Annotated in this window: 20 protein-coding genes; 8 read left to right on the top strand and 12 right to left on the bottom strand. The window is 70.9% G+C overall.

All coding sequences use genetic code 11. The annotated features are described in order from the left end of the window. Positions 1–7: 7 nt before the first annotated feature. Together JUB11_RS04700 and JUB11_RS04695 are read right to left on the bottom strand one after the other, a co-directional pair. A complete protein-coding gene (locus JUB11_RS04700) occupies positions 8–2,275 on the bottom strand; it encodes an SH3 domain-containing protein (protein WP_207456589.1) in 2,268 nt (755 codons plus the stop codon). 234 nt (positions 2,276–2,509) lie between these two features. Then, complete coding sequence (locus JUB11_RS04695) at positions 2,510–5,203, bottom strand: SUMF1/EgtB/PvdO family nonheme iron enzyme (RefSeq protein WP_207456588.1); 2,694 nt, start codon at positions 5,201–5,203, stop codon at positions 2,510–2,512. A gap of 370 nt (positions 5,204–5,573) precedes the next feature. Here JUB11_RS04695 and JUB11_RS04690 point away from each other — a divergent pair, with 370 nt between their 5' ends. Next, positions 5,574–5,888 (top strand): hypothetical protein, encoded by a 315-nt coding sequence (locus JUB11_RS04690; protein WP_207456585.1) that lies wholly within the window; start codon positions 5,574–5,576, stop codon positions 5,886–5,888. Between the two features lie 223 nt (positions 5,889–6,111). After that, complete coding sequence (locus JUB11_RS04685) at positions 6,112–6,372, top strand: DUF3126 family protein (protein WP_247886842.1); 261 nt, start codon at positions 6,112–6,114, stop codon at positions 6,370–6,372. 111 nt (positions 6,373–6,483) lie between these two features. Here the strand turns inward: JUB11_RS04685 and ilvC are convergent, their stop codons facing one another. The 5 genes from ilvC to miaA all read right to left on the bottom strand — a co-directional run bounded on the left by ilvC (position 6,484) and on the right by miaA (position 12,516). After that, on the bottom strand, positions 6,484–7,503 hold the full coding sequence (gene ilvC, locus JUB11_RS04680) for a ketol-acid reductoisomerase (protein WP_207456583.1): 1,020 nt from the start codon (positions 7,501–7,503) through the stop codon (positions 6,484–6,486). 138 nt (positions 7,504–7,641) lie between these two features. Beyond that, positions 7,642–8,148: an acetolactate synthase small subunit gene (ilvN, locus tag JUB11_RS04675; protein WP_207456581.1), complete on the bottom strand. Its 507-nt coding sequence runs from the start codon at positions 8,146–8,148 to the stop codon at positions 7,642–7,644. A gap of 30 nt (positions 8,149–8,178) precedes the next feature. Then, positions 8,179–9,942: an acetolactate synthase 3 large subunit gene (locus JUB11_RS04670; protein ID WP_207456576.1), complete on the bottom strand. Its 1,764-nt coding sequence runs from the start codon at positions 9,940–9,942 to the stop codon at positions 8,179–8,181. A gap of 350 nt (positions 9,943–10,292) precedes the next feature. Continuing rightward, positions 10,293–11,507 carry an aminotransferase class I/II-fold pyridoxal phosphate-dependent enzyme gene (locus JUB11_RS04665; RefSeq protein ID WP_207456574.1) on the bottom strand — a complete coding sequence of 405 codons (1,215 nt, stop codon included), beginning with the start codon at positions 11,505–11,507 and terminating at the stop codon, positions 10,293–10,295. A gap of 19 nt (positions 11,508–11,526) precedes the next feature. Continuing rightward, positions 11,527–12,516, bottom strand: coding sequence for a tRNA (adenosine(37)-N6)-dimethylallyltransferase MiaA (miaA, locus tag JUB11_RS04660; RefSeq protein ID WP_207456572.1), 990 nt, complete (start codon positions 12,514–12,516; stop codon positions 11,527–11,529). A 114-nt stretch (positions 12,517–12,630) separates the two neighbouring features. On the opposite strand from miaA, the gene JUB11_RS04655 reads away from it, so the two are divergent. Next, entirely contained in the window at positions 12,631–13,338 is a 708-nt protein-coding gene (locus JUB11_RS04655; RefSeq protein ID WP_207456570.1) for a VOC family protein, read from the top strand. Between the two features lie 64 nt (positions 13,339–13,402). Then, positions 13,403–14,302, top strand: a complete 900-nt coding sequence (gene serB / locus JUB11_RS04650; RefSeq protein WP_207456868.1) for a phosphoserine phosphatase SerB — start codon at positions 13,403–13,405, stop codon at positions 14,300–14,302. Here the strand turns inward: serB and JUB11_RS04645 are convergent. From JUB11_RS04645 to JUB11_RS04635, 3 genes are read right to left on the bottom strand one after another with little or no spacing between them, the layout of a single operon-like run. Continuing rightward, complete coding sequence (locus tag JUB11_RS04645) at positions 14,292–17,924, bottom strand: tetratricopeptide repeat protein (protein WP_247886857.1); 3,633 nt, start codon at positions 17,922–17,924, stop codon at positions 14,292–14,294. The genes serB and JUB11_RS04645 overlap by 11 nt on opposite strands. Positions 17,925–17,965: 41 nt before the next feature. Continuing rightward, positions 17,966–18,529 (bottom strand): alpha/beta hydrolase, encoded by a 564-nt coding sequence (locus tag JUB11_RS04640; RefSeq protein WP_207456568.1) that lies wholly within the window; start codon positions 18,527–18,529, stop codon positions 17,966–17,968. Between the two features lie 31 nt (positions 18,530–18,560). Next, positions 18,561–19,331: a methyltransferase domain-containing protein gene (locus tag JUB11_RS04635; RefSeq protein ID WP_207456566.1), complete on the bottom strand. Its 771-nt coding sequence runs from the start codon at positions 19,329–19,331 to the stop codon at positions 18,561–18,563. Between the two features lie 46 nt (positions 19,332–19,377). On the opposite strand from JUB11_RS04635, the gene gloB reads away from it, so the two are divergent. The 4 genes from gloB (at position 19,378) to JUB11_RS04615 (ending at position 22,716) form a co-directional block, all read left to right on the top strand. Then, positions 19,378–20,145, top strand: a complete 768-nt coding sequence (gene gloB, locus JUB11_RS04630; protein WP_207456564.1) for a hydroxyacylglutathione hydrolase — start codon at positions 19,378–19,380, stop codon at positions 20,143–20,145. Positions 20,146–20,197: 52 nt separating this feature from the next. After that, positions 20,198–20,800 (top strand): glutathione S-transferase N-terminal domain-containing protein, encoded by a 603-nt coding sequence (locus tag JUB11_RS04625; RefSeq protein WP_207456864.1) that lies wholly within the window; start codon positions 20,198–20,200, stop codon positions 20,798–20,800. Between the two features lie 27 nt (positions 20,801–20,827). Continuing rightward, the gene (locus tag JUB11_RS04620) at positions 20,828–21,256 is read left to right on the top strand and encodes a cupin domain-containing protein (protein ID WP_207456562.1); all 429 of its coding nucleotides are present in this window, start codon (positions 20,828–20,830) and stop codon (positions 21,254–21,256) included. Positions 21,257–21,444: 188 nt separating this feature from the next. Further along, positions 21,445–22,716, top strand: coding sequence for a DUF1835 domain-containing protein (locus tag JUB11_RS04615; RefSeq protein WP_247886841.1), 1,272 nt, complete (start codon positions 21,445–21,447; stop codon positions 22,714–22,716). Positions 22,717–22,725: 9 nt separating this feature from the next. Here the strand turns inward: JUB11_RS04615 and JUB11_RS04610 are convergent, their stop codons facing one another. Both JUB11_RS04610 and ade read right to left on the bottom strand, forming a co-directional pair. Then, positions 22,726–23,457, bottom strand: coding sequence for a hypothetical protein (locus tag JUB11_RS04610; protein WP_207456560.1), 732 nt, complete (start codon positions 23,455–23,457; stop codon positions 22,726–22,728). 165 nt (positions 23,458–23,622) lie between these two features. Next, entirely contained in the window at positions 23,623–25,332 is a 1,710-nt protein-coding gene (gene ade / locus JUB11_RS04605) for an adenine deaminase (protein WP_207456558.1), read from the bottom strand. Positions 25,333–25,363 lie beyond the last annotated feature (31 nt).

Genomic DNA, 25,363 nt, shown 5'->3' with positions numbered 1-25,363 from the left:
TTAGACGTCAGGGGCGCAGCATCGTCGCCCCGTACCAGTGGCCGCCCTGCATGCCGCCCTCGGCGGTGACCAGGGCACCCGGGCCGTCCTGGGTGCCCCGGCGGAACTGGCCGGCGTGCCGGCTTCCGCCGCGCTGGATCAGCTCCCCGTAGCCGCTGGGCAGCCGGTCCACGACCATCCCGGCGTAGCGGTCGCCGTTGGTGAAGGTCAGCTCCCCGTAACCCTCAACCCGGCCGCGCTTGATCTCGCCGGCGTAGGTCACGCCGTTGGCGAAGTGATAGACGCCGTTGCCCTGCGGCAGGCCGCCCTGGAAGCCGCCCTCGTAGCGGTCCCCGTTGCCGAAGGCCAGCACGCCGTTGCCGGTCATGGTGTCGTTGCGCCACTCGCCCTCATAGACCTGCCCGTTGGCGAAGCGGTAGACGCCGACTCCGTTCTTCGCGAGATAGCCGCGGCTGCTGTTCCCGTCCACGACGGCCCAGCCTCCCGCATAGACGTCCCCGTTCGGGAAACGGTGGACGCTGTTCTGCGACCCGCCGCGCTGGGCCTCGTCGGCGGCGCGGCGCGCCTCGGCCTGCGCCTGCCGGGCGCGGGTCTGCGCCTGGCGGGCGATGCCGGCGGCGCTGCTCGGGCCGGACGCCGCGCGGGCGGCGGCGTCGCGGGCGGAGGCGACCGCCTGCTGGACCGGCGGCGCGAGGGTCAGCGGGGCGGCCCCGGTGGCCGGTAGCATGGCGTCGCTGCCGTCCGGCAGCGCGGCGACCTCGACCGAGCTGCTGGAGCCGGACAGCGCGCCCTGGAGCGCGTCCGGCGGAAGGTCGTTGCGCGCCACCGGGAAGGACGGCGCGCCGGACGGTGACGGCGCCTCGTCCCAATAGGAGGAGAGGGCCGCGGCGGTGACGAAGCCCTCCGTCCCGAAACGGTCGCGGATGCGCAGCCAGTTGCCCTCCGGCACGGACTCCACCACCGTCACCATCATGCCGGGGTCCAGCATGCGCAGGCCGCGCGCGCCCAGCACCGGCAGCGCGAACATCGTCGTCTCCCGCAGGACCGTGTAAACCCCCGGCGCGGTCGCCGGCCGCGCCTCCGCGGCGGGCGCCTGGGCCTCGGGCTCCTCGGGCCTCGTCGGCGCCTGGGCGACCGGAACCTCCTCGGCGGAAGGAGGAGCGGCGGGTGGTGCCGGCGGGGCGAGGTTGGCCGCGGTGGCGTAGCCGGTCGTTCCCCGGTGCTCCACGCGCAGCCAATCGGCACCCCTCACCCGTCCGGTGGCGGTGACCTCATGTCCGCCTCGCATGACGCGCAGCACGGAGTAGCTGGTGTCCGGACCGGAACGCAGGTTGGTGTCCCGCGTCACCCGCATGGGCTCGTCCATGGGGTCAAGCTGGATCTCCGGCCGCGCCGGGGCGGCAGTGCCTTCCTCCGGCGAGGCGGCGGCAAGGGCGGCCGGATCGGCGTCGGCCGGCACCAGAACCAGTTCGCCCTCCAGACGGTCGCGCAGCCAGGGATGCTGCTGACCGCCGGTCCGCTCCATGACGATGCGGGCCGTTTCGCCGAGGATCTCGTGGAAGTTGGCCCCCGGTTGGAGCATGCGCTCCGCGAGCGCGCCGGCGAAGGGGCCGGGCTTGTCCCCGGACACCGCCCTCGGCGCCACCCCAGGGCGGTGGGAGTAGACGACGAACATCCGGTCGAGCGTCACCGGCTCGTCCAGGACCGGGCGGACCGACCGGTTGCTCGGGCCCATCGAGGCGGCCAGCTTGTCGGCCAGCGGGTTGGCGGCGACGGGATCGAGCACCACCACGCTCTTGCGCCCGGTGGCGTTCACGTCCTGGAGGATGCGGTCGAGGTCCAGCGTGTCGAAGGCGATGTCGCCTTCCTTGGCGAGCTTCGCGTCGACCGGAATCAGGTAGCCCTTGCCCGACAGGCTAAGCGCCAAACCGGAATAATAGAGAAAGCCGAGTTCGGCGCCGTCCAAGGATTCCTGGAAGCGGTTCAGGGCCGCCACGGTGCCGCGATGGTCGAGGTTGCGGGCGACGGTCACCTCGAAGCCGGCGCGGCGCAGGGCATCGGCCACGGCGTTCGCGTTGGCGGCCACCGTCGGAACGGTTCCGCCCTGCTGGTACTGCGCGTTGCCGAGCACCAGCGCGACGCGCCGCTCGGCGGCCTGCGCCCCGGCGCCGGTTCCCGGCATCGCGCCGCTCCACAGCCCAACGATCAGCAGCAGGGCCGGAACGGCCCGTCGGCAGCGCAACAACACGGCCCACCCCTCATTCCAGATCCACACGCGGTTCCTCTCCGGGCCATCCTCGAAGAGCCAGACGCCGCTCGAGGCGCCGGTGGTCCGCCGCGTACGGTCTTGAACGCACGAACGGCCCGCCTTGCTCCATGGCGGCCCCCGCTTTTGCCCTCATCCTGGCGAGCTAAACGGTCCGTACAGGCTCATCCGTACGGGCGAACCCGCGCCGGGCGGCCTATGACCCGGGCGGCAAGGGCGGCACGGGCGGACAATGGCCGCCTTTCAGTAGAGGTCGCGGGCCACCCGGAAGCCGTCCGCGAGGTAGCGCACCCCGGCATCGTAGCCGATGCGGGTCGTCACCGTGATCTTGCCCGGCTCGTCCCGCCAGGAGCCGCCGCGCAGCACCCGCTTGCGGCAGTCGCCCCGGTTCCAGGCGGAACCGTCGTCGGGAGCGCCCTTGTAGGAGGGGTTCCAGCAGTCGGCGACCCATTCCGCCACCCCGCCGGACATGTCGTGCAACCCGAAGCCGTTCGGCTCGTACCGCCCGACGGCGACCGGCCCGACCTGGTCCGGCGCGCCCCCGCAGCCCCGGCAATTGGCGAGCTGCATGTCCGGCCGCAGGCTGTCGCCCCAGGCATAGGCGGCGTTGCCGCCGCCGCGCGCGGCGTATTCCCATTCGGCCTCGGTCGGCAGCCGGTAGCGGTGGCCGGTCTTGCGGGTGAGCCAGGCCGCGTAGGCGACGGCGTCGTCCCAGCTCACGTTGTAGACGGGGGTGTTGTCGGCGGCGTTGGTCATGCGCGGCATGGACAGGCAGCCGCCGCTCTCCACGCAGGCGCGGAACTCGCCGACCGTCACCTCGTAGACGCCGATGGCGAAGGGACGGCGCAGGCTCACCCGGTGGACTGGGCGCTCGGTCGGGTCGCCGCCCCGGTCGGCGCCCATGTTGTAGCTGCCGGCGGCGATGCGCACCATGGTCGGGCAGTCCGGGCAGTCCTGGAAGCTCTTGCCGGCGCCGTGCGAGCGCGGGCGCGAGATCTCGACCGGCTCCGCCATGGCCAGCCGCTGCCGGTCGCCGAGGCCGGCGGGCCGCAGCGCCGGGCCGGGCAGGAAGCCCTGCACCTCGCCGGACGGTCCCGCCGCCGACACGCGGTACCAGTCCGCGTCGGTGACCCGGCCCAGCACGCGCACATGGCTGCCGCGCTCCACCTGGCCGACCGCCTCCGACCGGTTGTCCGGCCCGGCGCGCAAGGGCGCGCGGGCGACGGCCACATAGACCCCCTCCCCCGTCGGTTCCACCTTCAGCTCCACCGGTGCCCGCTGGGGCGGGACGTCGGCGCCCGATCCGTCGGACGCCATGCCGGTCGCACCGGCGTTCATGGCGACGCGGGGCGAGGCAGCCTTGAGCTGCCTGAGGCGGTCGCGGGCGAGCCCGGCGAAGGGGCCGGCCTCGAACAGGTTCATGAAGGCTTCGACCTGCTCGGCGTCCTCGCTGTCGCGCACGCGGCGCCAGAGCGCTTCCTCCAGGTCGGCGGCGGGCGGGGGCGCGCCGGCGGCCTCCACCTCCAGCACGATGCTGGCGGTGGCGCGGCCGCCGCGGCCGTCCTCGGCCAGCACGCTGAACAGCCCCGCGCGCCCGGCCGGCGCCTGCTCGGCGTCGTAGCTGAGGCTCGAGAGCTGCTCGGCGGTCAGCCGGTCGCCCGGCTTGATGGACCGGACGCCGTCGCGGATGCGGCCGCGCTCGGGGACGGCGTTGACCGTGAAGGTCAGCGTGTCGCCGTCGGGATCGGTCGGCACGTCGAAATGCAGCGGATTCACCACCGTGCGCACCGTCCGCTCCGCCGCGACGACCGGCGGCCGGTTGCTCGGCTTGATCAGCACGGGCACGGCGGCGCGCGCCACCCCGCCCCGCCCGTCCATGACCGCGAACTCGAAGCTGCCGCCGTCGCCGAGATGGGACGCGTCCGGCTTGAAGGTCGTGCCGGCGAGCTGGTCGGCGGTCAGGTAGTCGCCGATCAGCACGACGCGGTCGCTGATCCGCACCGCACCCCCGCGCGGCAGGCCGGTGACCTGGGCGAAGAGCTGGTCGCGGTCGGGGTCGGTGGGGCGCGCGATGCCGAAGGATTCGGTGCCGCCCCGGTCGAAGACCTCCAGCGGCTTGATGTCGCCGAGCTGGGGCGGACGGTTCTCCGGCAGCGGGTTGAAGTAGAAGGGGGCCGCTCCGAGCGAGCCGTAGATGTAGGGCTCCTGGCGGCCGGAGGTCGCCTGGAGCACGTCGTCGCGCACGCGGCGGAAGAACAGGCTCAGCTCCAGGCCGGGCACCTCGAAATGCCTCAGCAGCGAGGCGGTGTAGGGGCTGTTGCCGTTGGCGCCGTCCTCCGCCACCGCGTCGGCCCGCGTCGCCATGGCGACCAGCGTGTCGCTGGGCGTGTCCTCGATCCGGGTGAAGCCGGAATGGACGTCCGACTGCTCGGTGCCGGAGCGGACGAGCCGGTCGGCGAAGGGGTTGTTGCGGCAGGCGTCGAGGATGAGGATGCCGAGCTTGCGCGCCTGCGCCAGCTCGCCGAGCGGCAGGTTGAGCGGCAGCGCCTCGTAGACGAGGTCGCGCTCGCGCTCCAGCCGCGCGTCCGACGGCAGGATGTAGTTGGTGCCGCCGACCTGCATGCCGTGCCCGGCGAAATAGAGCAGCGCCACGTCCGCCTCAGCCGCCTGGACCCCGAAGTTGCGCAGCGCCTCTGCGAGCCCCCGGTTGTCGAGGTCGAACTTCTCCTCGACCTTGAAGCCGAGCTTGCGGAGCGCGCCGGTCATGGCACGGGCGTCGTTGCGCGGGTTGGGAAGCTCCGGCGCGTGGGCATAGGTCCCGATGCCGACGACGAGCGCGATGCGCTGCTCGCCCGCTTCCGCGCGCGCCTCGCGCGGCAGGGCGGGCAGAAGGACCAGGATCGCGCAGAACAGGAGACGGATCAGGCGATGTTGCATGGTCTCACCGGCTCGTACGGCATGGATCGGAGTAATCCATGTTTCACCGCGACCAAGTATTTGGACCGGTTCACAAGGGACAAGGCGGCGAAAGTGGAAGTGACGCCGGGCCGTTGCGATCCGACAAGGCTGTGCCAAAAGCGCAACACTGGTAATACTTATTTGAAGATAGACGAAGGGCTGGCGGGCTAGGAGATCAACCAGCCAGGATTACTCCCGGCGATTTTGGCTCCTCTTTCCGGATTCGGGATTCCGCCTGAGCGCGCGGAGCGCCGCCGTCCTCCGCCGGAACTCCCGGCGGGCCAGGATGTTGGCCCGAAAACAGGCGGGTCGAACGGCTCGCGACCGGAACACCCCATTGGAGGACCGAATGGCCGATCAGGACGAGCGCAAGGGCGAGGAGCAGGTCACGCGCAACACGGGCAATCCCAATCCGGGCGCCGAAGGGCATGGCCCCCTGACCACCGGGCGCTCCGGGCTTGGCATGGGCGTGTCCACCGGCGACTACACCGACCTGCCGCCCCCGGCGCCGGAAACCAGCGCCGGGCCGTCCACGACGGTAACCGTCGGCGCGGACACCGGCCAGCGCCGTGACCTGCCGGACCAGCATGCCCTTCCGCCCACGCCGCACGATGACAAGGGCAAGCGCCCCCGCCGCCACGAGGAGGACGACAAGCCCAAGTAAGCCGGCCGGAAGGGGTGCCGCGACCGCGTGGTCCCGGCTAAGCCCAAGTTTCCGCTTGCCGGACATTCCAGGCCTTACCACATTCGAATTTGCCTCCGGCGGGTTGCCGGCCGCCGGGTCCTGGAAGGACGGCCGGGCGCGAGGTCGTGCTTTCCCTTTTTGCCGGAGCCGCCTATACCAACCGCTTCCCCACACCACCGCTCAAGAACAGAAGGGATGCGCCATGCCGCCCGCCAAGCAGACGGTCGCCAAGATGACCGACAACGAAATCGCCCGCGTGCAGGCCTATCTGCGCAAGACCCTGGGCAACGACAACATCACCGTCGAGCCGCCGGAGCGGGCAGGCCAGTCCTGCGAGGTCACCCTGTCCGGTGAGTTCGTCGGCACGCTCCACCGGGACGTGGACGAGGGCGAGGTGTCCTACGCCCTGCATGTGGTCATCCTGGAGGAAGACCTTCCGCCGGCCGCACCCGCCAAGCGCTGAGGCGCCGAAGGCCGCTCCCCGCCGGGGAGCGGCGCCGGACCGCGAGAACCGGACAGCAAAAAAGCGCGCCCCTGGGGGCGCGCTTTTTCGCGTTCGAAGCGGAGGCTCCGATCAGTTCTTGCTCTTGTCCACGAGGCGGCGCTCGGAGATCCAGGGCATCATGGCGCGCAGCTTCTCGCCGACCTTCTCGATGTCGTGCTCCGCGTTGCGGCGGCGGATCGCCTTGAAGGACGGCTGGCCGGCCTTGCACTCCAGCATCCAGTCGCGGACGAAGCGGCCGGTCTGGATGTCCTCCAGAACGCGCTTCATCTCGGCCTTGGTCTCGGCGGTGATGATGCGCGGGCCGGTCTTGTAGTCGCCGTATTCGGCGGTGTTGGAGATCGAGTAGCGCATGTTCGCCATGCCGCCCTCATACATGAGGTCGACGATCAGCTTCACCTCGTGCAGGCACTCGAAATAGGCCATCTCCGGGGCGTAGCCGGCCTCGGTCAGCGTCTCGTAGCCGGCGCGGATCAGTTCGGTCAGGCCGCCGCAGAGCACGGCCTGCTCGCCGAACAGGTCGGTCTCGCACTCTTCCTTGAAGGTGGTCTCGATGATGCCGGCGCGGCCGCCGCCGATGGCCGAGGCGTAGGACAGGGCGATGTCCAGCGCGTTGCCCGAGGCGTTCTGGTGCACGGCCACGAGGCAGGGCACGCCGCCGCCGCGCTGGTATTCGCCGCGCACGGTGTGGCCGGGGCCCTTCGGCGCGATCATGAACACGTCGAGGTCGGCGCGCGGCTCGATCAGGCTGAAATGGACGTTCAGGCCGTGCGCGAAGGCCAGGGCGGCGCCCTGCTTCATGTTCTTGGCGAGGTCGTCGCGGTACAGGTCGGCCTGCAGCTCGTCGGGGGTCAGCACCATCACAACGTCGGCCCAGGCGGCGGCCTCGGACGGGCTCATGACCGTGAAGCCGGCGCCTTCGGCCTTCGGCGCGCTGCCCGAACCCGGGCGGAGCGCGATGCGCACGTCCTTGGCCCCGCTGTCGCGGAGGTTGTTGGCGTGGGCGTGGCCCTGGCTGCCGTAGCCGACGATGACGACCTTCTTGCCCTTGATCAGGTTGACGTCGGCATCACGATCATAATAGACGCGCATTGGATGGTTCCTTGGGTCGATAATCAGCGTTGGTGAGCAACCGGCGGGATTACTCCCACCAGCGATAGTCCCCGTCAAGACAAACGGGGTTGAGAAAATGGCGGCGGACCTATGCGCCCGCCGCCCGGCTTGACCTAATCAGAAGCCGGTCTGGCCCTTGGCCATGGCGACGACGCCCGTGCGGGTGGCCTCGACGAGGCCGAGCTGGGTCATCAGCGCGACGAAGTCGTTGACATCGCTGGTCGTGCCGGTCAGCTCGAACACGAAGGAGGTCAGCGTCGCGTCCACCACCTTGGCGTGGAAGATGTCGGCGAGGCGGAGCGCCTCGATCCGCTTGTCGCCCGTGCCGGCCACCTTGATCAACGCCAGCTCGCGCTCCACGCAGGGACCCTCGTCGGTCAGGTCGCGGACCTTGTGGACCGGGACGAGCCGGTCGAGCTGGGCCTTGATCTGCTCCACGATCATGCGGGTGCCGGACGTGACGAGCGTGATGCGCGACAGGTGCGCGGCGTTGTCCACCTCGGCCACGGTGAGGCTCTCGATGTTGTAGCCGCGGCCGGAGAAGAGGCCGATGACGCGGGCGAGCACGCCCGGCTCGTTGTCGACCAGCACGGCGATCGTGTGCTTCTCGATGTTCTGTTCCATGATCTTCTTTCCCGGATCTTCAGCGCGCGATCAGACCAGAACCATGCCGTCTTCCGGCGTGGCGTCGGACGGGCTGTCCTCCGGGCCGAACAGGATCTCGTTGTGGGCCTTGCCGCCGGGGATCATCGGATAGCAGTTTTCCTTCTGATCGACGACGATATCGACGATGCAGGGCCGGTCGGTGACGGCGAGCATCTGCTCGATCACCTTGTCGACCTCCTCCACCTTCGTGGCGCGCAGGCCGACGCAGTTCCAGGACTCCGCCAGCTTCACGAAGTCCGGCAGGGCTTCCGAGTAGCTTTCCGAGTAGCGCGAGCCGTGCAGCAGCTCCTGCCACTGGCGGACCATGCCCATGTACTTGTTGTTCAGGATGAAGATCTTGACCGGCGCCCGGTACTGAACCGCGGTCCCCAGCTCCTGCATGTTCATCAGGAAGGAGGCCTCGCCCGACACGTCCACCACGACCGCGTCGGGGTGGGCGATCTGCGCGCCGATGGCGGCCGGCAGGCCGTAGCCCATGGTGCCGAGGCCGCCCGAGGTCATCCAGCGGTTCGGCTCGTCGAAGGGCAGGAACTGGGCGGCCCACATCTGGTGCTGGCCGACCTCGGTCGTGATGTAGTGGTCCTTGCCCTTCAGCGCCTCGCGCAGCCGCTCCAGCGCGTATTGCGGCTTGATGACCGATTCGCTGCGGTTGTAGTTCAGGCAGTTGCGGGCGCGCCAGCCATCGATCTGCTTCCACCAATCCTTCAGCGCGGCCGGATCGTTGCGCTGCTGGCGGGCCGACCAGAGGCGGATCATCTCCTCCAGCACGGCGGCGCAGTCGCCGACCACCGGCACGTCCACCGCGACGTTCTTGTTGATGGAGCTGGGGTCGATGTCGACGTGGATCTTCTTCGAGCCCGGCGAGAATTCCGACAGCTTGCCGGTGACGCGGTCGTCGAAGCGGGCGCCGATGTTGATCATCACGTCGCAGCCATGCATCGCGAGGTTGGCCTCGTAGGTGCCGTGCATGCCCAGCATGCCCAGCCACTGCGGCTCCGACGCCGGGAAGGCGCCCAGCCCCATCAGCGTGCTGGTGATCGGGAAGCCCGTCATCTGGACCAGCTTGGTGAGCAGCCGGGCCGCCTCGGTGCCGGAATTCACGACGCCGCCACCGGTGTAGAAGATCGGGCGCTTGGCGTTTGCCATCAGCTCGACGGCTTCCTCGACGCGGGCGATCTCCGGCTTGGTCTGCGGGCGGTAGGTCTTGTGCTTGACCTCGGCCGGCGGGACGTAGACGCCCTCGGCGAACTGCACGTCCTTCGGCAGGTCGACCAGCACCGGGCCGGGACGGCCGGTGCGCGCGACGTAGAAGGCCTCGTGCATCGTGCGGGCCAGATCGTTGACGTCCTTGACCAGGTAGTTGTGCTTCGTGACCGGGCGGGTGATGCCGGTCGTGTCGGCCTCCTGGAAGGCATCGTTGCCGATCAGGTGCGTCGGAACCTGCCCGCTGAGGCAGACGATCGGAATGGAATCGCACAAGGCGTCCAGCAGGCCCGTCACCGCGTTGGTGGCGCCGGGGCCGGAGGTCACGAGCACGCAGCCGACCTTGCCGGTGGAGCGGGCGTAGCCTTCCGCCGCGTGGACGGCGGCCTGCTCGTGGCGGACGAGGATATGGCGGATGTCGTTCTGCTGGAACAGGGCGTCGTAGATCGGAAGTACCGCGCCGCCCGGATAGCCGAAAATGGTGTCAACGCCCTGATCCTTCAGGGCCTTGATGGCGATCTGCGCGCCGGTCAGCTTCTGTTCGGACATGTCACGACCTTCCTGGTAATGCCGCCGTCCCTAATCTCCCAAGGGCGGCCCTGTTCCTTCGCGGGTCCGGCTGCGCCTTAGTTGAACTAGGCCAATGGCTTAGCCCCAACGGCAGCGGCCGGGAGCGGAAAACTAGACAATTGCATGTCCCTGGTCAACCCATTTTGCGAAGTTTCGAAAAGCTTTTTTGGCAGAGTTTTTCCTATTCTTTCGCATCCTACTCCGATCCTTACCACGCCCGGGAAACGCCGAGGGCTCCCGCGCCGGATGGCCGGCGGGGAGCTTCGAAAAGGCAGCGATTTGGGGGTTTTCAAAGGAAGTCCCGCCCGGCGGCCGGGCGGGACGGGCCGTCAGGCCGATACGAGCGTCACGAGTTCGCAAAGGCGGCGGATGCCCTCGCGGATGCGCTCGGGGTTGGTCGCGGAGAAGCTGAGGCGGATCGTGTTCTTGCCGGAGCGGTCGGCGAAGAAGGCCGAGCCCGGAACGAAGGCGACGTTGAACTCCTGGACGGCGCGGGCGAGCAGCGACGTGCCGTCGATGCCCTCGGGCAGCTCCAGCCAGACGAACAGGCCGCCCTCCGGCTTGGTCCAGGTCACGCCCTGAGGAGCGAACTCCTCCAGTGCCGCGATCATGGCGTCACGGCGTTCCTTGTACTGGACGCGCAGCCGTCGGACATGGCTGTCGAAGATTTCCGACGCGATGTCGTGCACGACGATCTGGTTGATGGTGCTGGTGTGCAGGTCGCCGGCCTGCTTCATCAGGACGATGCGGTTGACGACCTCGGCCGGGGCGACGATCCAGCCGACGCGCAGCGCCGGGACCAGCGTCTTGGAGAATGAGCCGCAATAGATGACGTTGGCGGGCTTGCCGCCGTTGCGCGCGGCGTCCAGCGCGACGATCGGCGGCAGCGATTCGCCCTCGTAACGCAGCTCGGCGTAGGCCGCGTCCTCGACGATGGGAACGCCGGCCTCGGCGCATATGGCCACCAGCGCCTCGCGGCGCTCCAGCGACACGGTGATGCCGTTCGGGTTCTGGAAGTCGGGGACGAGATAGAGGAACTTCGGCTTCTGAGCCAGCGCCGCCTCGACGGCGGCCAGCACCGGGCCGTCCTCGTCCATGGGGACGTTGACGTAGCGCGGCTCGTAGGGCGAGAAGGCCTGGAGCGCCCCCAGATATGTGGGCGCCGTCACCGCGACGAGGTCGCCCGGCCCGATCAGCAGCTTGCCGATGAAGTCGAGCGCCTGCTGCGACCCGCTGGTGATGACCGCCTCTTCCGGCCCGATGGCCAGGCCGCTGCGGCCCATGTAGACGGAAATCCAGTCGCGCAGCGGCGCGTAGCCCTCGCTGATGCTGTATTGCAGGGCGCTGCCGGCGCCGCTGTTGGATTCGAACACCCGCTGGTAGGCGCGCGACACGGCGGCGCTGGGGAAGAAGTCCGGATCCGGAATGCCGCCCGCGAAGGAGATGATTTCCGGACGCCCGAGCAGCTTCAGGAGTTCGCGGATCTCAGAAGCCGACATGCCGCTGACGCGGCCGGCGAACACATGACCCCAATCGACCGACACTTTTTACCCTCCAGAGCCATCAACGACGCAACGTCGTTTCAATAAAGGTCAGCATTACATCCCTAAGCGCAAAAGAGTAGAGGGATTCGACGGCATGACAGCCATGCACGGCACCCCTCGGCTCCCGCCCGATCAGCTGGTGGCGGAACCAGGTGACCTGACGCTTGGCATAGCGCCGCGTGCTCTGTTGCGCCAGCGCAATCGCTTCGTCCAGCAACAGTTCGCCATGCAAATGACGCCGCAGCTCCGGCACGCCCAGCGCCTTGGTCGCCGGAAGGTCCGGATCGAGGCCGAGCCCGTCGATCCGCCGGGCCTCCTCCAGCGCGCCATGCTCCATCATCCAGGCGAAGCGCCGGTCGCAGTTGGCGTAGAGCGCGTCGCGCGGCGGGTCCAGCACCAGCACATGGAAGGCCAGCCCCTCGGGCGCGCCCTCCGGCGCCTGGGTCTGCCAGTGGGAGAGCGGCTTGCCGGTGGCCTCCAGCACCTCCCAGGCGCGGGTCAGGCGCGTGGTGTCGCCGGGGTTGAGCTTGGCCTGCTCCGGATCGCGGCGCAGCAGCTCCTCGCGGAAGGCGACGCCGCCGAGTGCTTCGAGCCGGGCGTGCGCCGCCCGTCGGACCTCGTCCGGGATCGGCGGGACGGCGCTCAGTCCCTCCATCAGTGTGCGGAGATAGAGCCCCGTGCCGCCGACCACGACCGGCAGCCGGCCGGCGGCGTGCGCGCCGGCGATCTCGGCCAGCGCCATGTCGCGCCAGCGCGCGGCCGAACCGCGTTCGGACGCCGGCAGCACGCCGTAGAGCCGGTGCGGCACCCGCGCCAGATCCTCCGGCCCCGGACGGGCCGTGATGACGTCCAGCTCCCGGTAGAGCTGCATGCTGTCGGCGTTGATGACGGTGCCGCCGAAAGCCTCGGCGATGTCGAGCGCCAAGCCCGACTTGCCCGAGGCCGTCGGCCCGCCGATCACCACCACATCCCTGTCCCGAACCCTATCCTGAGCCGTGCCGTCAGCCATGGCGCCCGCCTGTTTTCCCAAGGCAACAGCGTATGGCAGCGGATGGAGCGGCGACGCAACCCATCTCGCCAGGAGAGGCGGGTTTTGCGACACTGCCCGCCGGTTCGCGAAGACATGAGCAAGGGCGAGGACGGGATGAGCACGCGCATCGATCACCTTGCGATCGCCGCCTCCACCCTGGAGGAAGGGGTGGAGTGGGCGCGGCGCGCGCTTGGCGCGGTGCCGCCGGCGGGAGGCGTCCATCCACGCATGGGCACGCACAACCACCTGATGCGGCTCGGCGGCGCGCCGCCCGGCGGCGAGGTCTATCTTGAGATCATCGCGGTCGATCCGCAGGCGCCGCCGCCGGACCGCCCGCGCTGGTTCGCGCTGGACGATCCGGCGATGCGGGACCGGCTGCGGTCCGGCCCGCAGCTGGTGACCTGGATCGCCCGAACGGATTCCATCCAGGAGGCGGCCGTCCGCTCGCCCATCCCACTGGGGCCGGTGGAGCCGATGAGCCGCGGCGGGCTGGAATGGCGGATCACGGTCCCGCCCGACGGGGCGCTGCCGGAGGGCGGCACCCTGCCGGCGCTGATCCAATGGCCTGCGGACCGGCCGCACCCCGCCGGCGGCATGGCGGATCTCGGCTGCCGGCTGCTGGCGCTGGATCTCTGGCACCCGAAGCCGGACCGGCTCTCGGCGGCGCTGGACGCCATCGGGCTGGAGCGCGGCGACGGGCTGGTGCGGATCCATGCGGCCGAGGGGGAACCCACGCTCGGCGCCCGCCTCGCGACACCGCTCGGCACGGTCGGGATCGGGCGGACCGCGATGGAAGCCTGATCAGGATTTTACCCGTAACGCCCGCTGTGGTAGGGGAGCCTGCAACCGAATGCCCGAGGCTTCCATGACCGCCGTCGCCACCCTCATCGCCGCACCCTCCGCCGCCGACCTGACCGACGATACGGTCCAGGCGGTGCTTTCGGCCCTGACCGCGCTCGGCGGAAAGACGGGCCGGCCCGACTGGCTCGCGCCGGGCGTCGCCTGCGACCTGCCCTTCGAGGGGCTGGCGCCCGAGCAGGCGGAGGCCGCTGCGCGCAAGGCGCTGGCCGGGGCCGCCGTGGACGTGATCGCGCAGGCCGCCGCGACCCGCCGCAAGCGCCTGCTGGTCGCCGACATGGAATCGACGATCATCGAGCAGGAGATGCTGGACGAGCTGGGCGATTATGTCGGGCTGAAGCAGCACATCGCCGACATCACGACCCGCGCCATGAACGGCGAGATCGACTTCAAGGGCGCCGTGCGGGAGCGGGTGGCGCTGCTGAAGGGCCTGCGGGAGGAGGTGATCGACGAGGTGTGGCAGCGCGCCACGCTGATGCCGGGTGCCGCGGCACTGGTCGCCACCATGCGCGCCAACGGTGCGGCCTGCTTCCTCGTGTCGGGGGGATTCCGCTGCTTCACCAGCCGGGTGCGGGACTGGATCGGCTTCGACGAGGACCGGGGCAACGAGTTGGAAGTCGTGGACGGCGTCATGACCGGCAAGGTGGTCGAGCCGATCCTCGACAAGGACAGCAAGCTCCAGTCGCTGGTGGGCTTCGCCGGCGACCGCCGCGTGCCGATGGCGGAGACGATGGCGGTCGGCGACGGCGCCAACGACCTGCCGATGCTGCTCGCCGCCGGGCTGGGCGTCGCCTTCCACGCCAAGCCCGCCGTGGCGGCGGAGGCCCGCGCCCGCGTGGACCACGGCGATCTGACCGCCCTGCTCTACGCCCAGGGCTACCGGGCGGGCGAGATCGTCACTGCGTAAGGCGCCGCAGCTCCCGCGCGACCGCCCGCAGGGCGCCCTCCATGGTGCCGCCGGGCGGGGGCGCGAAAAGGCGCATGGAGGTGTACCAGGGACGGCAGCCGGTACCGAGCGCCGTCCATTCCCCCCGCCCGCCGAAGCGCCAGACCGGCACGCCGAGCGCCCCCGCCATCTCCGCCACCGAGGTGCCAGCGCTCACCACGAGGTCGAGCGCGGCGGTGAGGGCGGCGGCCTCCTCCAGGTCGTTCATCAGGTCCAGGGCGGCGAAGCGCCGGATGGGCACGCCGAAACGGGCCTCGGCCTCCGCGATCTCCCCGGCGCACTCGTCATATTGCAGGTTCACGAAGCGGACGCCCGGCACGGCGATGACCGGCCCCCACTGCGTCAGCCGCGTGTAGCCGGCGTCCCGTTCCGCGCCGCGAAGGCGGCTGCGCCAGCAGATGCCGACCGTAAGGCCGGGGCCGGATTCCGCCAGCCGTTCCCGCCATGCCGTGGCGCGCGCGGGATCGGCCCGCAGATGGCCGCCGGAGCGGGCGGGAAAGTCGGCCAGCCCGGTCCGCAGCCGCAGGGGCAGCGAGCCGGCGGCGACATGGACGTCGAAATCGTCCGGGTCCCCGGTGGCGGCGCGAACCTCGGCACCGGGGAAAGACCGGGTGAAAAGGCCGGCCAGACGCGGGTCGCACTCCAGGATCACCTTGCCGGCCCGCCCGATCAGGTCGGGGTAGCAGGAGGCGTACATCAGCTCGTCACCCACCCCCTGCTCCCGCCAGACCAGCAGCGTGCGGCCGGCGAGATCCTCGCCGGTCCAGGCCGGGCGGCGGAAGCGGCGGTCGGGCCTGGCCTGCCCCGCGGCGAAGCGGGCCTCCAGACCCGTCCAGCCCTCCTCCAGCCGCCCGCGTGCCAGGGCCGCATAGCCCCGGTTGAAGGCGGCGAGCGACAGGGACGGGTCCTCCGCCACGGCGCGCCGGTAGACGGCGTCGGCCTCCGCCGGACGGCCGGCGGCCTGGAGGGCGTTGCCGGCGTTGTAGTGCCAGTCGGCCCGGCGCGGGTCGATACGCAAGGCCCGCTCCCAAGCCTTGAGGGCCGCGTCGAGCCGCTTCTGCCGCTGGCGCAGGTCGGCCAGCCCGGCGAAGCCCGGCGCCGAACCGGGGTCGAGCAGCAGGATGCGCCACCAGGCGAGCCCTGCCCGGTCCTCCTGCCCTGCCCGCTCCAGCGCCAGGGCGAGGTTGGCGAGCGTGCCGGCATCGCCCGGCCGCAATTCCAGGGCGCCGCGCAGGCTCTCCACCGCCTCCCCCTCCCGGCCGGCGGTGAGCTGCGCAAGGCCAAGGTTGCCGAGAGCCTCCGGATAGCCGGGGCGCAGCAGAAGGGCGCGGCGGGCCGGACGCTCAGCCCGGCCCGCATCCTCCCCGTTCAGCAGCATGCCCGCGAGGCTGTTCCAGCCTTCCGGCAGGGCGGGATCGAGCGCCAGGGCGCGCCGCAGCGCGGACGCCACTTCCCCCGCGCGTCCGGCGGACTGGAGGGCCAGGCCGAGGTTCGCGTGCAGGCCGGCCCAGCCCGGCTCCCGCCGGACGGCCCTGCCCAGCGCCTCGGCGGCCTCCCCCGCCTGTCCGAGCGCAAGCAGGACCAGACCGAAGTTGCCCTGCGCCTCCGCGTCGTCGGCGCCCAGTTCGACCGCATGGCGCCAGTCCTCGGCTGCTTCAGCCAGGGCGCCGAGATCCTGGAGGGCCATGGCGCGCCGGCGGTGCCGGACGGCGCTGCTTCCCCCCGCCTGGATCGCGCGCCCGATCAGCTCCGCCGCGATGTCCGGCCGTCCCGCCTCATGGCCGAGGCGGCCATAGCCCTCCAGGGCATCCGTGTGATCGCCCGCCAGTTCCAGCACGCGCTGGTAGGCCTTCTCCGCCTCCGGCCAGCGGCCGGATTCGTGCAGCCGCTGAGCTTCGGCGAGCAACTCCTCGGCCTGCTCCTCCCGACCGGACGCGCGCAGCCGCTCCACTTCCCTCGCCATGCGGCCCAGCACGTCGCCCAGCCGCTCCCCCGCCGCCGCGCGCCACATGCGCATCGAAGGGAAGAAGGGGCGGCAGGCCGTGCCCTGCATGGTCCAGTCGTAGCGTCCGCCGAACCGCCAGACCGGCACGCCGAGCGCGCCGGCCATCTCGCCGACGGAGGAGGCGACGGTGATGACGAGGTCCAGGTTCGCGGTCAGCGCCGCGGCGGTTTCCAGGTCGTTCTTCAGGTCGGCGTCGGTCCAGCGGTGCAGCGTGACGCTAAGCCGCCCGGCGGCATCGGCCACTTCCTCGTCGCGCAGGTCGTACTGCAAGGCGATGAAGGTGACACCGGGCAGCCGGAACAGGGGCGCCCAGGCATCCAGCCCCGTATAGGCGTGCTTGCGCTCGCCGGTCGTCAATTGGCTCCGCCAGCAGATGCCGACCTTCAGCCCCGGCCCGAGCCCGGCCAGCCGGTCCCGCCACAGCGCTGTGCGCTCCGGGTCCGGCACCATGTAGCGTCCCTCCGGCGGGAAACCGGTGAGGCTCCGCCGGAAGAAGCGGGGCAGCGACGCCATCGGCAGGTGGGCGTCGAAATCGAGGGGGTCCAGCGTCTCCCTTCCATCCCGCAACGTCTCCTCCCGCACGGTCGCGTCCGGGAAGGACCGGGCGAAGAGGCTTACCATCCGGCGGTCGCATTCCAGGACGACATGGCCAGCGCGGCGGATCAGGTTGGGCAGCGCCGTGGCGTAGAGCAGTTCGTCGCCGAGCCCCTGCTCCCGCCAGACCATGATCCGCCGGCCCGCCGGATCGCTTCCGTCCCAGCGCGGCACCGGGAAAACGCGCGCGCCCAGCACGCGGCTGGAGTCGAAGCGGGATTCGTAGAGGTCCCGGCCTTCCGCCAGCCGCCCCTGCCCGATCAGCAGGATGGCGAGGTTCCAGCGGGCGAGCGAGAAACCCGGATCGCCGGCCAGCGCCTGCCTGTAGCAGCGCTCCGCCTCCTCCCGCTGGCCCTGCGCCTCGCGCAGGAGACCAAGATTGACCAGCGTTTCCGGATCGCCGGGCAGCAGGCGCAAGGCCTCGGCAAGTGCGGTCTCCGCTTCGCTCAGCCGGCCGCATTCCTTCAGCACGACGCCGAGATTGCACCAGGCCAGCAGGTTGCTCCGGTCGAGTGCCAGCGCTTGGCGCAGGGCCGCCTCCGCCTCCTCCAGCCGGTCGCGGGCGTGCAGCGCGGTGCCCAGATTCGCCAGCGCCTCCGGGTAGGCGCCGTGCAGATCCAGGGCGCGGCGGTAATGGGCGACCGCCTCGTCGAGCCGCCCCAGCTCCTGCAAGGCGCTGCCCAGGCTGTTGTGCGCTTCCGGGAAGCTCTCCCTTAAGGCAAGCGCCTGGCGGTAGGCGGCCTCCGCCTCGCGGACGCGGCCCAGCGCGTGCAGGGCGAGTCCGAGGTTGGCGTGCGGGTCAGGCTTGTCCGGATCGTGGGCGATGGCCTGGGCGATCAACTCGACTGCCTGGAGGGAATGGCCGGTCTGGTGCGCCAGGACCCCCAGCAGATGCAGGGCGCCGGCATGGCCGGGCTCCCTCTCCAGGATCGCGCGGTAGCCCCGCTCGGCGCCGGGGAGGTCGCCGGCACGGTGGCGCGCCAGCGCCCGGTCGAGCGCGGCGTCCGGCCCATTCTCCCGGCCGGTCAGGCGGAAGCGTCCCTGACGAGGTCCTGCACGAGACGTTCGCCCTCGGGCCAGGGGCCGAAGCCGGCCTCCGTGTTGATGTGGCCCACCTCGCCCGAGTCGATGAAGTCGGCGCCCCAGCCGGCGGCAAAGGCGCAGGCGCGCATGGCGGTGCAGTAGGGATCGTTGCGGCTGCCCAGCACGACCGTGCGGAAAGGCAGCGGGTCCGCCGGCACGGGCGCGAAGCCGTGGACCGAGGGCGGGGTGTGCTCGGCCGATTCGACATCCGGCGGGGCAACCAGCAGGGCCGCCGCGATCTTGCCCGTCGAACCGCTCTTCGCCCAATGGGCCACCAGGATGCAGGCGAGGCTGTGGGCGACGAGGACGACGGGCGCGGGGGCCGCCGCGACCTCGGCCTCCAGGGCCGCGACCCACTCCTGCAGCACCGGCGCGTCCCAGTCCCGCTGCTCGACGCGGCGGAAGGCGGGATGGCGGGCTTGCAGCCAGCCCTGCCAGTGGTCCGCCCCCGAACCGCCGAGCCCGGGCGCCACCAGGACGCTCACACCTTCACCCTGTTCCGCCATGCGACACCCCGCAACCCGTGCCCGTTCCGCATCACTCCGCCGAACCGTCCTTCGACGGCAGGATCACCTGCCGGCGCGCGGCGGCGGCCCCGCCGGGCAGCGGCACGATCAGCCGGCGGCGCACCGGCTGCGCCTTGCGCGCCACCCCGGCAAAGATCTGCTTCGACGCCTCGATCATCGTCACGCCGGCGAAGGCCTTGAACCAGCGCTCTCCCGCCTCTTCCCAGGCCGGCGCGGTGCTCAGCAGGAAGCGCGAGCGCAGCGGCGGGATGAACAGGGCGTGGCCGGTGCGCTCCGGCACGAACATGGTGTCGCGCAGCACCTGTTTGAGCTGCGAGCCCGAATAGGGGAAGCCGTGCCCGAAGGGCGTCCAGTCGGCGCGCGCCCACAGGCCGCGCCGGTTCGGCACGACCACCAGCACGCGCCCGCCGCCGGCCAGCACGCGCCAGATCTCCCGCATCATCGGGCGGAGCTGTTCGGTGCCCTCCAGCCCATGGACGAGCAGCACGCGGTCCACCGACATGTCGGCGAGCGGCAGTTCCGCCTCGTCGCCGAGCGCCACCATGCCGGGACCCTCGCGCGGCCAGTAGGACACGCCCTGGCTCGCCGGCATGACGGCGAGCACCCGGTCGGCCTCGTCGCGGAAGGGCCGCAGGTAGGGGGTGGCGTAGCCGATGCCCAGCACGATCTGCCCGCGCACGTCCGGCCACAGGGTGCGGATGCGGCGGCGGATCATCCGCCGCGCCACCTGCCCCAGGCCGGATTCATAGAACTCCCGCAGATCGACGATATCGGTGTACATGATGCTCCAACCATATCACAGATCAACGGGGGGAGGGCGAGAGGTCATGGACGTCCATCTGATTCCGGCTCTTTCGGACAATTACGTCTATCTCATCAGCGATCCGGCCAGCGGAGCGGTCGGGGTGGTCGATCCCGGCGAGGCGGAGCCGGTCCTGGCGGCGCTGGACCGGCTGGGCCTGAAACTCACCCACATCCTCAACACCCACCATCACGGCGACCACATCGGCGGAAATCAAACGCTGAAACAGCGTTTTGGTGCCACGCTGATCGGCCCGCGCGCCGAATCGGCCCGCATCCCGGACATGGACGCGACCGTCGGGGAAGGCGATTCGGTCCGTTTCGGGTCGCAGACCGCGCGCGTGTTCGAGACGCCGGGCCACACCTCCGGCCACATCGCCTTCTGGTTCGAGACGGCGGGGGCGCTGTTCAGCGGTGACACGCTGTTCGCGCTGGGCTGCGGCCGGCTGTTCGAGGGCACGCCGACGCAGATGTGGACCTCGCTGTTCAAGCTGCGGGCGCTGCCCGGCGCCACGCGGGTCTATTGCGGCCATGAATACACCCTGTCCAACGCCCGCTTCGCGGTGACGGTCGATCCGGAGAACCGCGAGCTGCACGCCCGCGTCGCCCGCGTCGAGGCGCAGCGCGCGCGGGGCGAGCCCACCGTCCCCTCCACCCTGGAGGAGGAGGTTCGCACCAACCCCTTCCTGCGCGCCGACCAGCCGTCGGTGCAGGCCGCCGTCGGCATGAGCGGCGCGGCCCCGACCGAGGTGTTCGCCGAAATCCGCCGCCGCAAGGACGTGTTCCGGGGCTGAGCCCCCGCCCGCAATCCCACGAAAACAACGAGACGCAAAGGTCCCCGACATGATGAAGCTGCGCCACAGCCCCACCTCCCCCTTCGTCCGCAAGGTCATGATGGTGGCCATCGAATGCGGGCTGGAAGGCTCCGTCGAGGCAGTCCCGACCAACGCCTGGGCGCCGGACACCGACCTGATCAAGGACAACCCCTTGAGCAAGGTGCCGGCCCTGGTGCTGGAGGACGGGACGGCCCTCTACGACAGCCCGGTGATCGCGGAGTATCTGGACACGCTGCACGACGGCCCGCGCCTGTTCCCGCCGACCGGCCCGGCGCGTTGGGCGGCGTTGCGCCAGCAGGCGCTCGCCGACGGGCTCTGCGATGCGGCGATCCTGCGGCTGCGCGAGGGCATGCGGCCCGAGGGCGAAAAGTCCCCCTCCTGGATCGAGCGCCAGCGCGCCGCCATGGAACGCTCGCTCGACGGCATGGAGGCGGAGGCCGGCAGCCTGGGCGACAGCCTCACCATCGGCACCGTCGCCATCCTGGCGACGCTCGGCTATCTCGATTTCCGCTACGCGGCGGAGGAGTGGCGCAAGGGCCGCCCGGCGCTGGCCGCCTGGTTCGAGCGCGCCAGCGACCGCGACAGCTTCCGCCGCACCGTGCCGGCCGCCTGAGTCCGCAAGAACACCAGGGAGCCCGCCATGCTCGACCCCGACCGCATCATCGAGACGCTCGGCATGAGCCCCCACCCGGAGGGCGGCCATTATGTGGAGACCTACCGGGACCGGCCGGACGGCGGCGGGCGCGGTGCCAAGACCGGCATCTTTTTCCTGCTGCGCGCGGGCGAGCGGTCGCACTGGCACCGGGTGGACGCGGTGGAGATGTGGCACTGGCACGCCGGCGGGCCGCTGGAGCTGTCCATCTCCGAGGACGGGCGGGCGGTGTCCCGCCTGATCCTCGGCATGGACCTGGCGGCGGGCGAGCGCCCCCAGGGCGTCGTCCCGGCCCACGCCTGGCAGGCAGCGCGCCCCCTGGCGGGCTGGGTCCTGGTCGGCTGCACCGTCTCCCCCGCCTTCGAATTCGCCGGCTTCGAGATGGCGCCGGAGGGCTGGGAGCCGGGGCGGGACTGAAACCCCGATTTTCCCGATAACGATCCCGCTGTTGACAGCCGGACCGGCCTGCCGGACCATCGGCGCGGGTTCGGTTGACCCCACCACGTCCGCGGAAAGGGCTGCGCCCGCAACCACAGCATGGGATCGCCCTCGCCTTCCCTTTTCTGTCTGACGGCGGACACGGACGTGGATGAAAAGGGATTGCCATGACCGACCGATCCGGCCGGCCCGAGGCGCCGTTCCGCCTCGACCTCGAACAGCAGCGCAAGCGGGCCAAGGAGCTTCTCCGCGACCTGCGCGCCGGGGAGCCGGCGGCCCTGGCGCGCTGGCAGGCTCACCCCCAGCGGGATCCCGCGCAGGCGCGGCTCTCCGACGCGCAGTTCGTAATAGCCCGCGAACTCGGCAGCCCGAGTTGGCCTCGGCTACGGGCGCATGTCGAGGCGATGGGGCGGGAGCGGGCCGCCATCGGCGGGTCGGCGCCGGACGGCGGGATGCGGACACTGCATGTCCGATGCGGGTCCGACATCCGGGCTTCGCTGATCGAGGCCGGCTTCACCGGCGACTTCCTGGAGCATTCCGACCCCTACTGCCAGGGGCCGGTGCCGGACGGGCCGGACCTCGACGCCGTGCGGGCGCGCTTCATCGCCGGGGCCTATGGCGGGGTCATGGGGCTGTCGGAGGAGGCCGCCGCCGACCGGCTGCGGCGGGAGGAGGAGGCGCTGGCGCGGGCCGCCGCGGAGTACGAGCGGGTCGTGGTCTGGTGCGAGCATGACAGCTACGACCAGCTCACGCTCGCCCGCTGCCTCGCGTTGTTCGCGGAGACCGGCGCGCCGGCCGTCCTGGAGTTGGTGTCGATCGACCGGTTTCCGGGAGCCGCACGCTTCATCGGGCTGGGCCAGTTGCCGCCGGAAGCCCTGCGCGTGCTGTGGCCGGAGCGGCGCCCCCTGGGCAAAGCCGAACTCGCCATTGGCGTGCGCGCCTGGAATGCCCTGCGGAGAGCCGACCCGACCGGGCTGGCGGCCCTCGCCGCATCGGAGTGCGCCGGGCTTCCGGACCTGCCCGGCGCGCTCCGCCGTCACCTGCGGGAGCTGCCCTGGACTGGGGACGGCTTGTCGCTGACGGAACGGCTGACGCTCGACCTGATCGAGGCCGCACCGCTGACGGTCGGGCAGCTCTTCGCCCGGCTGACGCGGGAGCGGGAGCCCCTGCCCTGGCTGGGCGACGTCATGTTCCTGGCGGTGGTCGAAGGCATGGCGCGGGCGCGCGAGCCCGCCTTCACGATGCCCGATGCCGGACCGGAGGTGCGCTGGCCGGACCGGCGGCTGGAGATTACGGCGGCGGGACGGGCGCTCCTGCGGGGCGAGTTGGACTGGCTGTCCATGGGTCCGCCGGAGCGCTGGGTTGGCGGCGTGCGCATCGGCCCGGGCGCGCCGGACTGGCGCTGGGACGAGGCCGGGGAACGTCCGGTCCGGCGCTGATGCCTGGGTTCAGAACAGACCGTTGATGAGAGAGCCGCGCGCCGTCGAGCCCGTTCCCTCGCCCAGCAGGAGGCCGAGGCGGCCGGCGGTGCCGCCGGTGGTCAGCAGCGCACCCAGCGACTTGAGTTCCGGGTTGTTCTGGAAGGGGTTGTCGCCCTTGGCCGGCTGCTTGGCGATGGTGTCGTAGTCCTTGGCGTAGGTGCCCATGCTGAACTGGACGCCGTAGTTCTTGTCCGACTTGGCCTCCGCCAGGGGCAGGTTCCGGTCGCGGGCGACACGCAGGGTATAGTCGCCCTTCTCGAGCGTCAGCTCCCCCTTCTCCAACTGCTTGTAGGCGTCATGGGCGGCGCCCGCTCCCTCGTCGCTGTCGGCGATCACGGTCCCGGTGCGGTTCAGGAGCTGGACGCGCACGCCGCTGTCGCCGACGCGGCCGATGGTGGCCTCGCCCTTGGTCGTGACGGAGAATTTGTAGAAATCCGCCGGGTCGCTCGCGGCCAGCGAGCTGAAGACGTTCAGCCGGGTGCTGTCCTTCGTCAGGGTGCCGATGTTCGTGGCGAACATCGCGGCGTTGAGCTTGGACTTGTTGACGGTCTGCTCGAAGGCCTCGACCTCGCCGGCGGGCTTCGCGGCGGCGGCTTCCTGCTGGGCCTGATCCTGCACGCGCTTCATCGCGGCGTCGATCGACTGCTGCAGGCTCTGCGCCATGCCCGCGACGCTGCCCAAACCCGAAATGCCGGCCATCGCCCGCTCCTCTCGCACCGAAACGTCCTGCAGACGTCCGATGCAGGAAGCGAGCCAGGGAAAGACCCTCGGATTTCCGGGTCTTAGCCGGAGGGCGGTCCCGGCACCGGGGCAAAATCTGCACCCCGGCGGGAGTTTCCTGCCGGCCCGCCCTGCCCCCTCGGCCTACGCCGCGATCAGCTCGAAGCGGTCCACGTCCACGAGGCCGAGGTCGGTGATCTTCAGGTGCGGGATGACCGGCAGGGGCAGGAAGGCGAGCTGGAGGAAGGGCTCGGCCAGGGGGCAGCCCATCTCCCTCACGGACTGGCGGAGCGCCCGCAGGTCGTGCTCGACGGTCTCGAAGGGCTGGAGGCTCATCAGCCCGGCGAGCGGCAGGGCCAGCTCGCCCACCACCTTGCCGTCGCGCACGGCGACGAAGCCGCCCTGGAGTTCGATCAGCCGGTTGACCGCAATGGCCATGTCCGCGTCATTGGTGCCGACCGTGCAGATGTTGTGGCTGTCGTGCCCGACGGAGGAGGCCAGCGCCCCGGCCTTCAGCTCGAAGCCCTTCGCGAAGCCGCGGCCGATGTTGCGGTTGGTGCCGTGGCGGGCGAAGACGCAGATCTTCAGGATGTCCCGCTCGACGTCGCCGACCAGCTCGCCGTCCCTGGCGGCCACGTCGAGCCGCAGATGCTCGGTCAGGATCTTGCCGGGCAGCACGCCGATGACCGACTGGGTGCCGACCGTGCCGGGCAGGCGGAAATCCTCCACCGACACCGGGTCGAGCTTCACGGAATGGAGCCCGACCGGCTGCACGGACGGCAGCCCCTCGAAGCGGTCCGGGGTCACGACGCGGCCGTTGCGGATCACCCGGTTCACGGCGCAGCTTTCCAGGTCGTCGAGCAGGACGAGGTCGGCGCGCTGGCCCGGCGCCACGAGGCCGCGGTCGTGCAGGCCGAAGCCGCGCGCCGCCGACCAGGTCGCCGCCCGGTAGACATGGGCCACGGGCGCGCCGAGCCGGATCGCCGTGCGGATGAGGTGGTCCATGTGCCCCTCCTCGGCGATGTCCAAGGGGTTGCGGTCGTCGGTGCAGAATCCGAGGAAGGGGGAGGTCTCCGGCTGGATGATCTCCGCCAGCGCGTGCACGTCCTTCGACACGGAGCCGTCGCGGATCAGCACCTGCATGCCCTTGCGCAGCTTCTCCATCGCCTCGCCGGCGCTGGTCGTCTCGTGGCAGTTGCGGATGCCGCAGGACAGCAGCGCGTTCAGCTCCCGCCCGCGCACCAGCGGGGCATGCCCGTCGATGTGCCGCCCGTCGAAGGCGGCGAGCTTGTCGAGCACGGAGTCCGTCTTGTGGAAGACGCCGGGGAAGTTCATGAACTCGGCCAGCCCGATGACCTTCGGGTGGTCCTTGTGACGGACGAGGTCCTCGGCCTCCAGCCGCCCGCCGGAGGTCTCCAGATCGGTCGCCGGCACGCAGGAGGAGAGCTGCACCCGCAGGTCCATGACGGTGCCGAGCGCGCTGTCGAGGAAATACTGGAGCCCCTGTTCGCCCAGCACGTTGCAAATCTCGTGCGGGTCGCAGACGGCGGTCGTGGTGCCGCGCGGCAGGACGCAACGGTCGAACTCCTGCGGGGTGACGCAGGTGGATTCGCAATGGACGTGGGTGTCGATGAAGCCCGGCACGACGGTCAGGCCGCGCCCGTCGATCTCCTCCACCCCGTCATACCCGTCGTAGGTGCCGACTATGCGGTCGCCGCAGACGGCGATGTCGCCCTTCGCGATCTCGCCCGTCACGACGTTCAGGAAACGGGTGTCCTTGATGACGAGATCAGCCTTGGTCTCGCCCAGCGCCTGACCGATGCGCTTCTTCAGATCGTCGCGCGACGCAGCCATCGCCCTGCTCCTTCCTTCGAATTCCGGTTCC

Origin of the sequence: Azospirillum sp. SYSU D00513 (assembly GCF_017356015.1) — a bacterium.
Classification (GTDB): domain Bacteria; phylum Pseudomonadota; class Alphaproteobacteria; order Azospirillales; family Azospirillaceae; genus Azospirillum.
The sequence above is the reverse complement of the archived record's forward strand: the minus strand, read 5'-3'. Positions and strand labels throughout refer to the sequence as shown.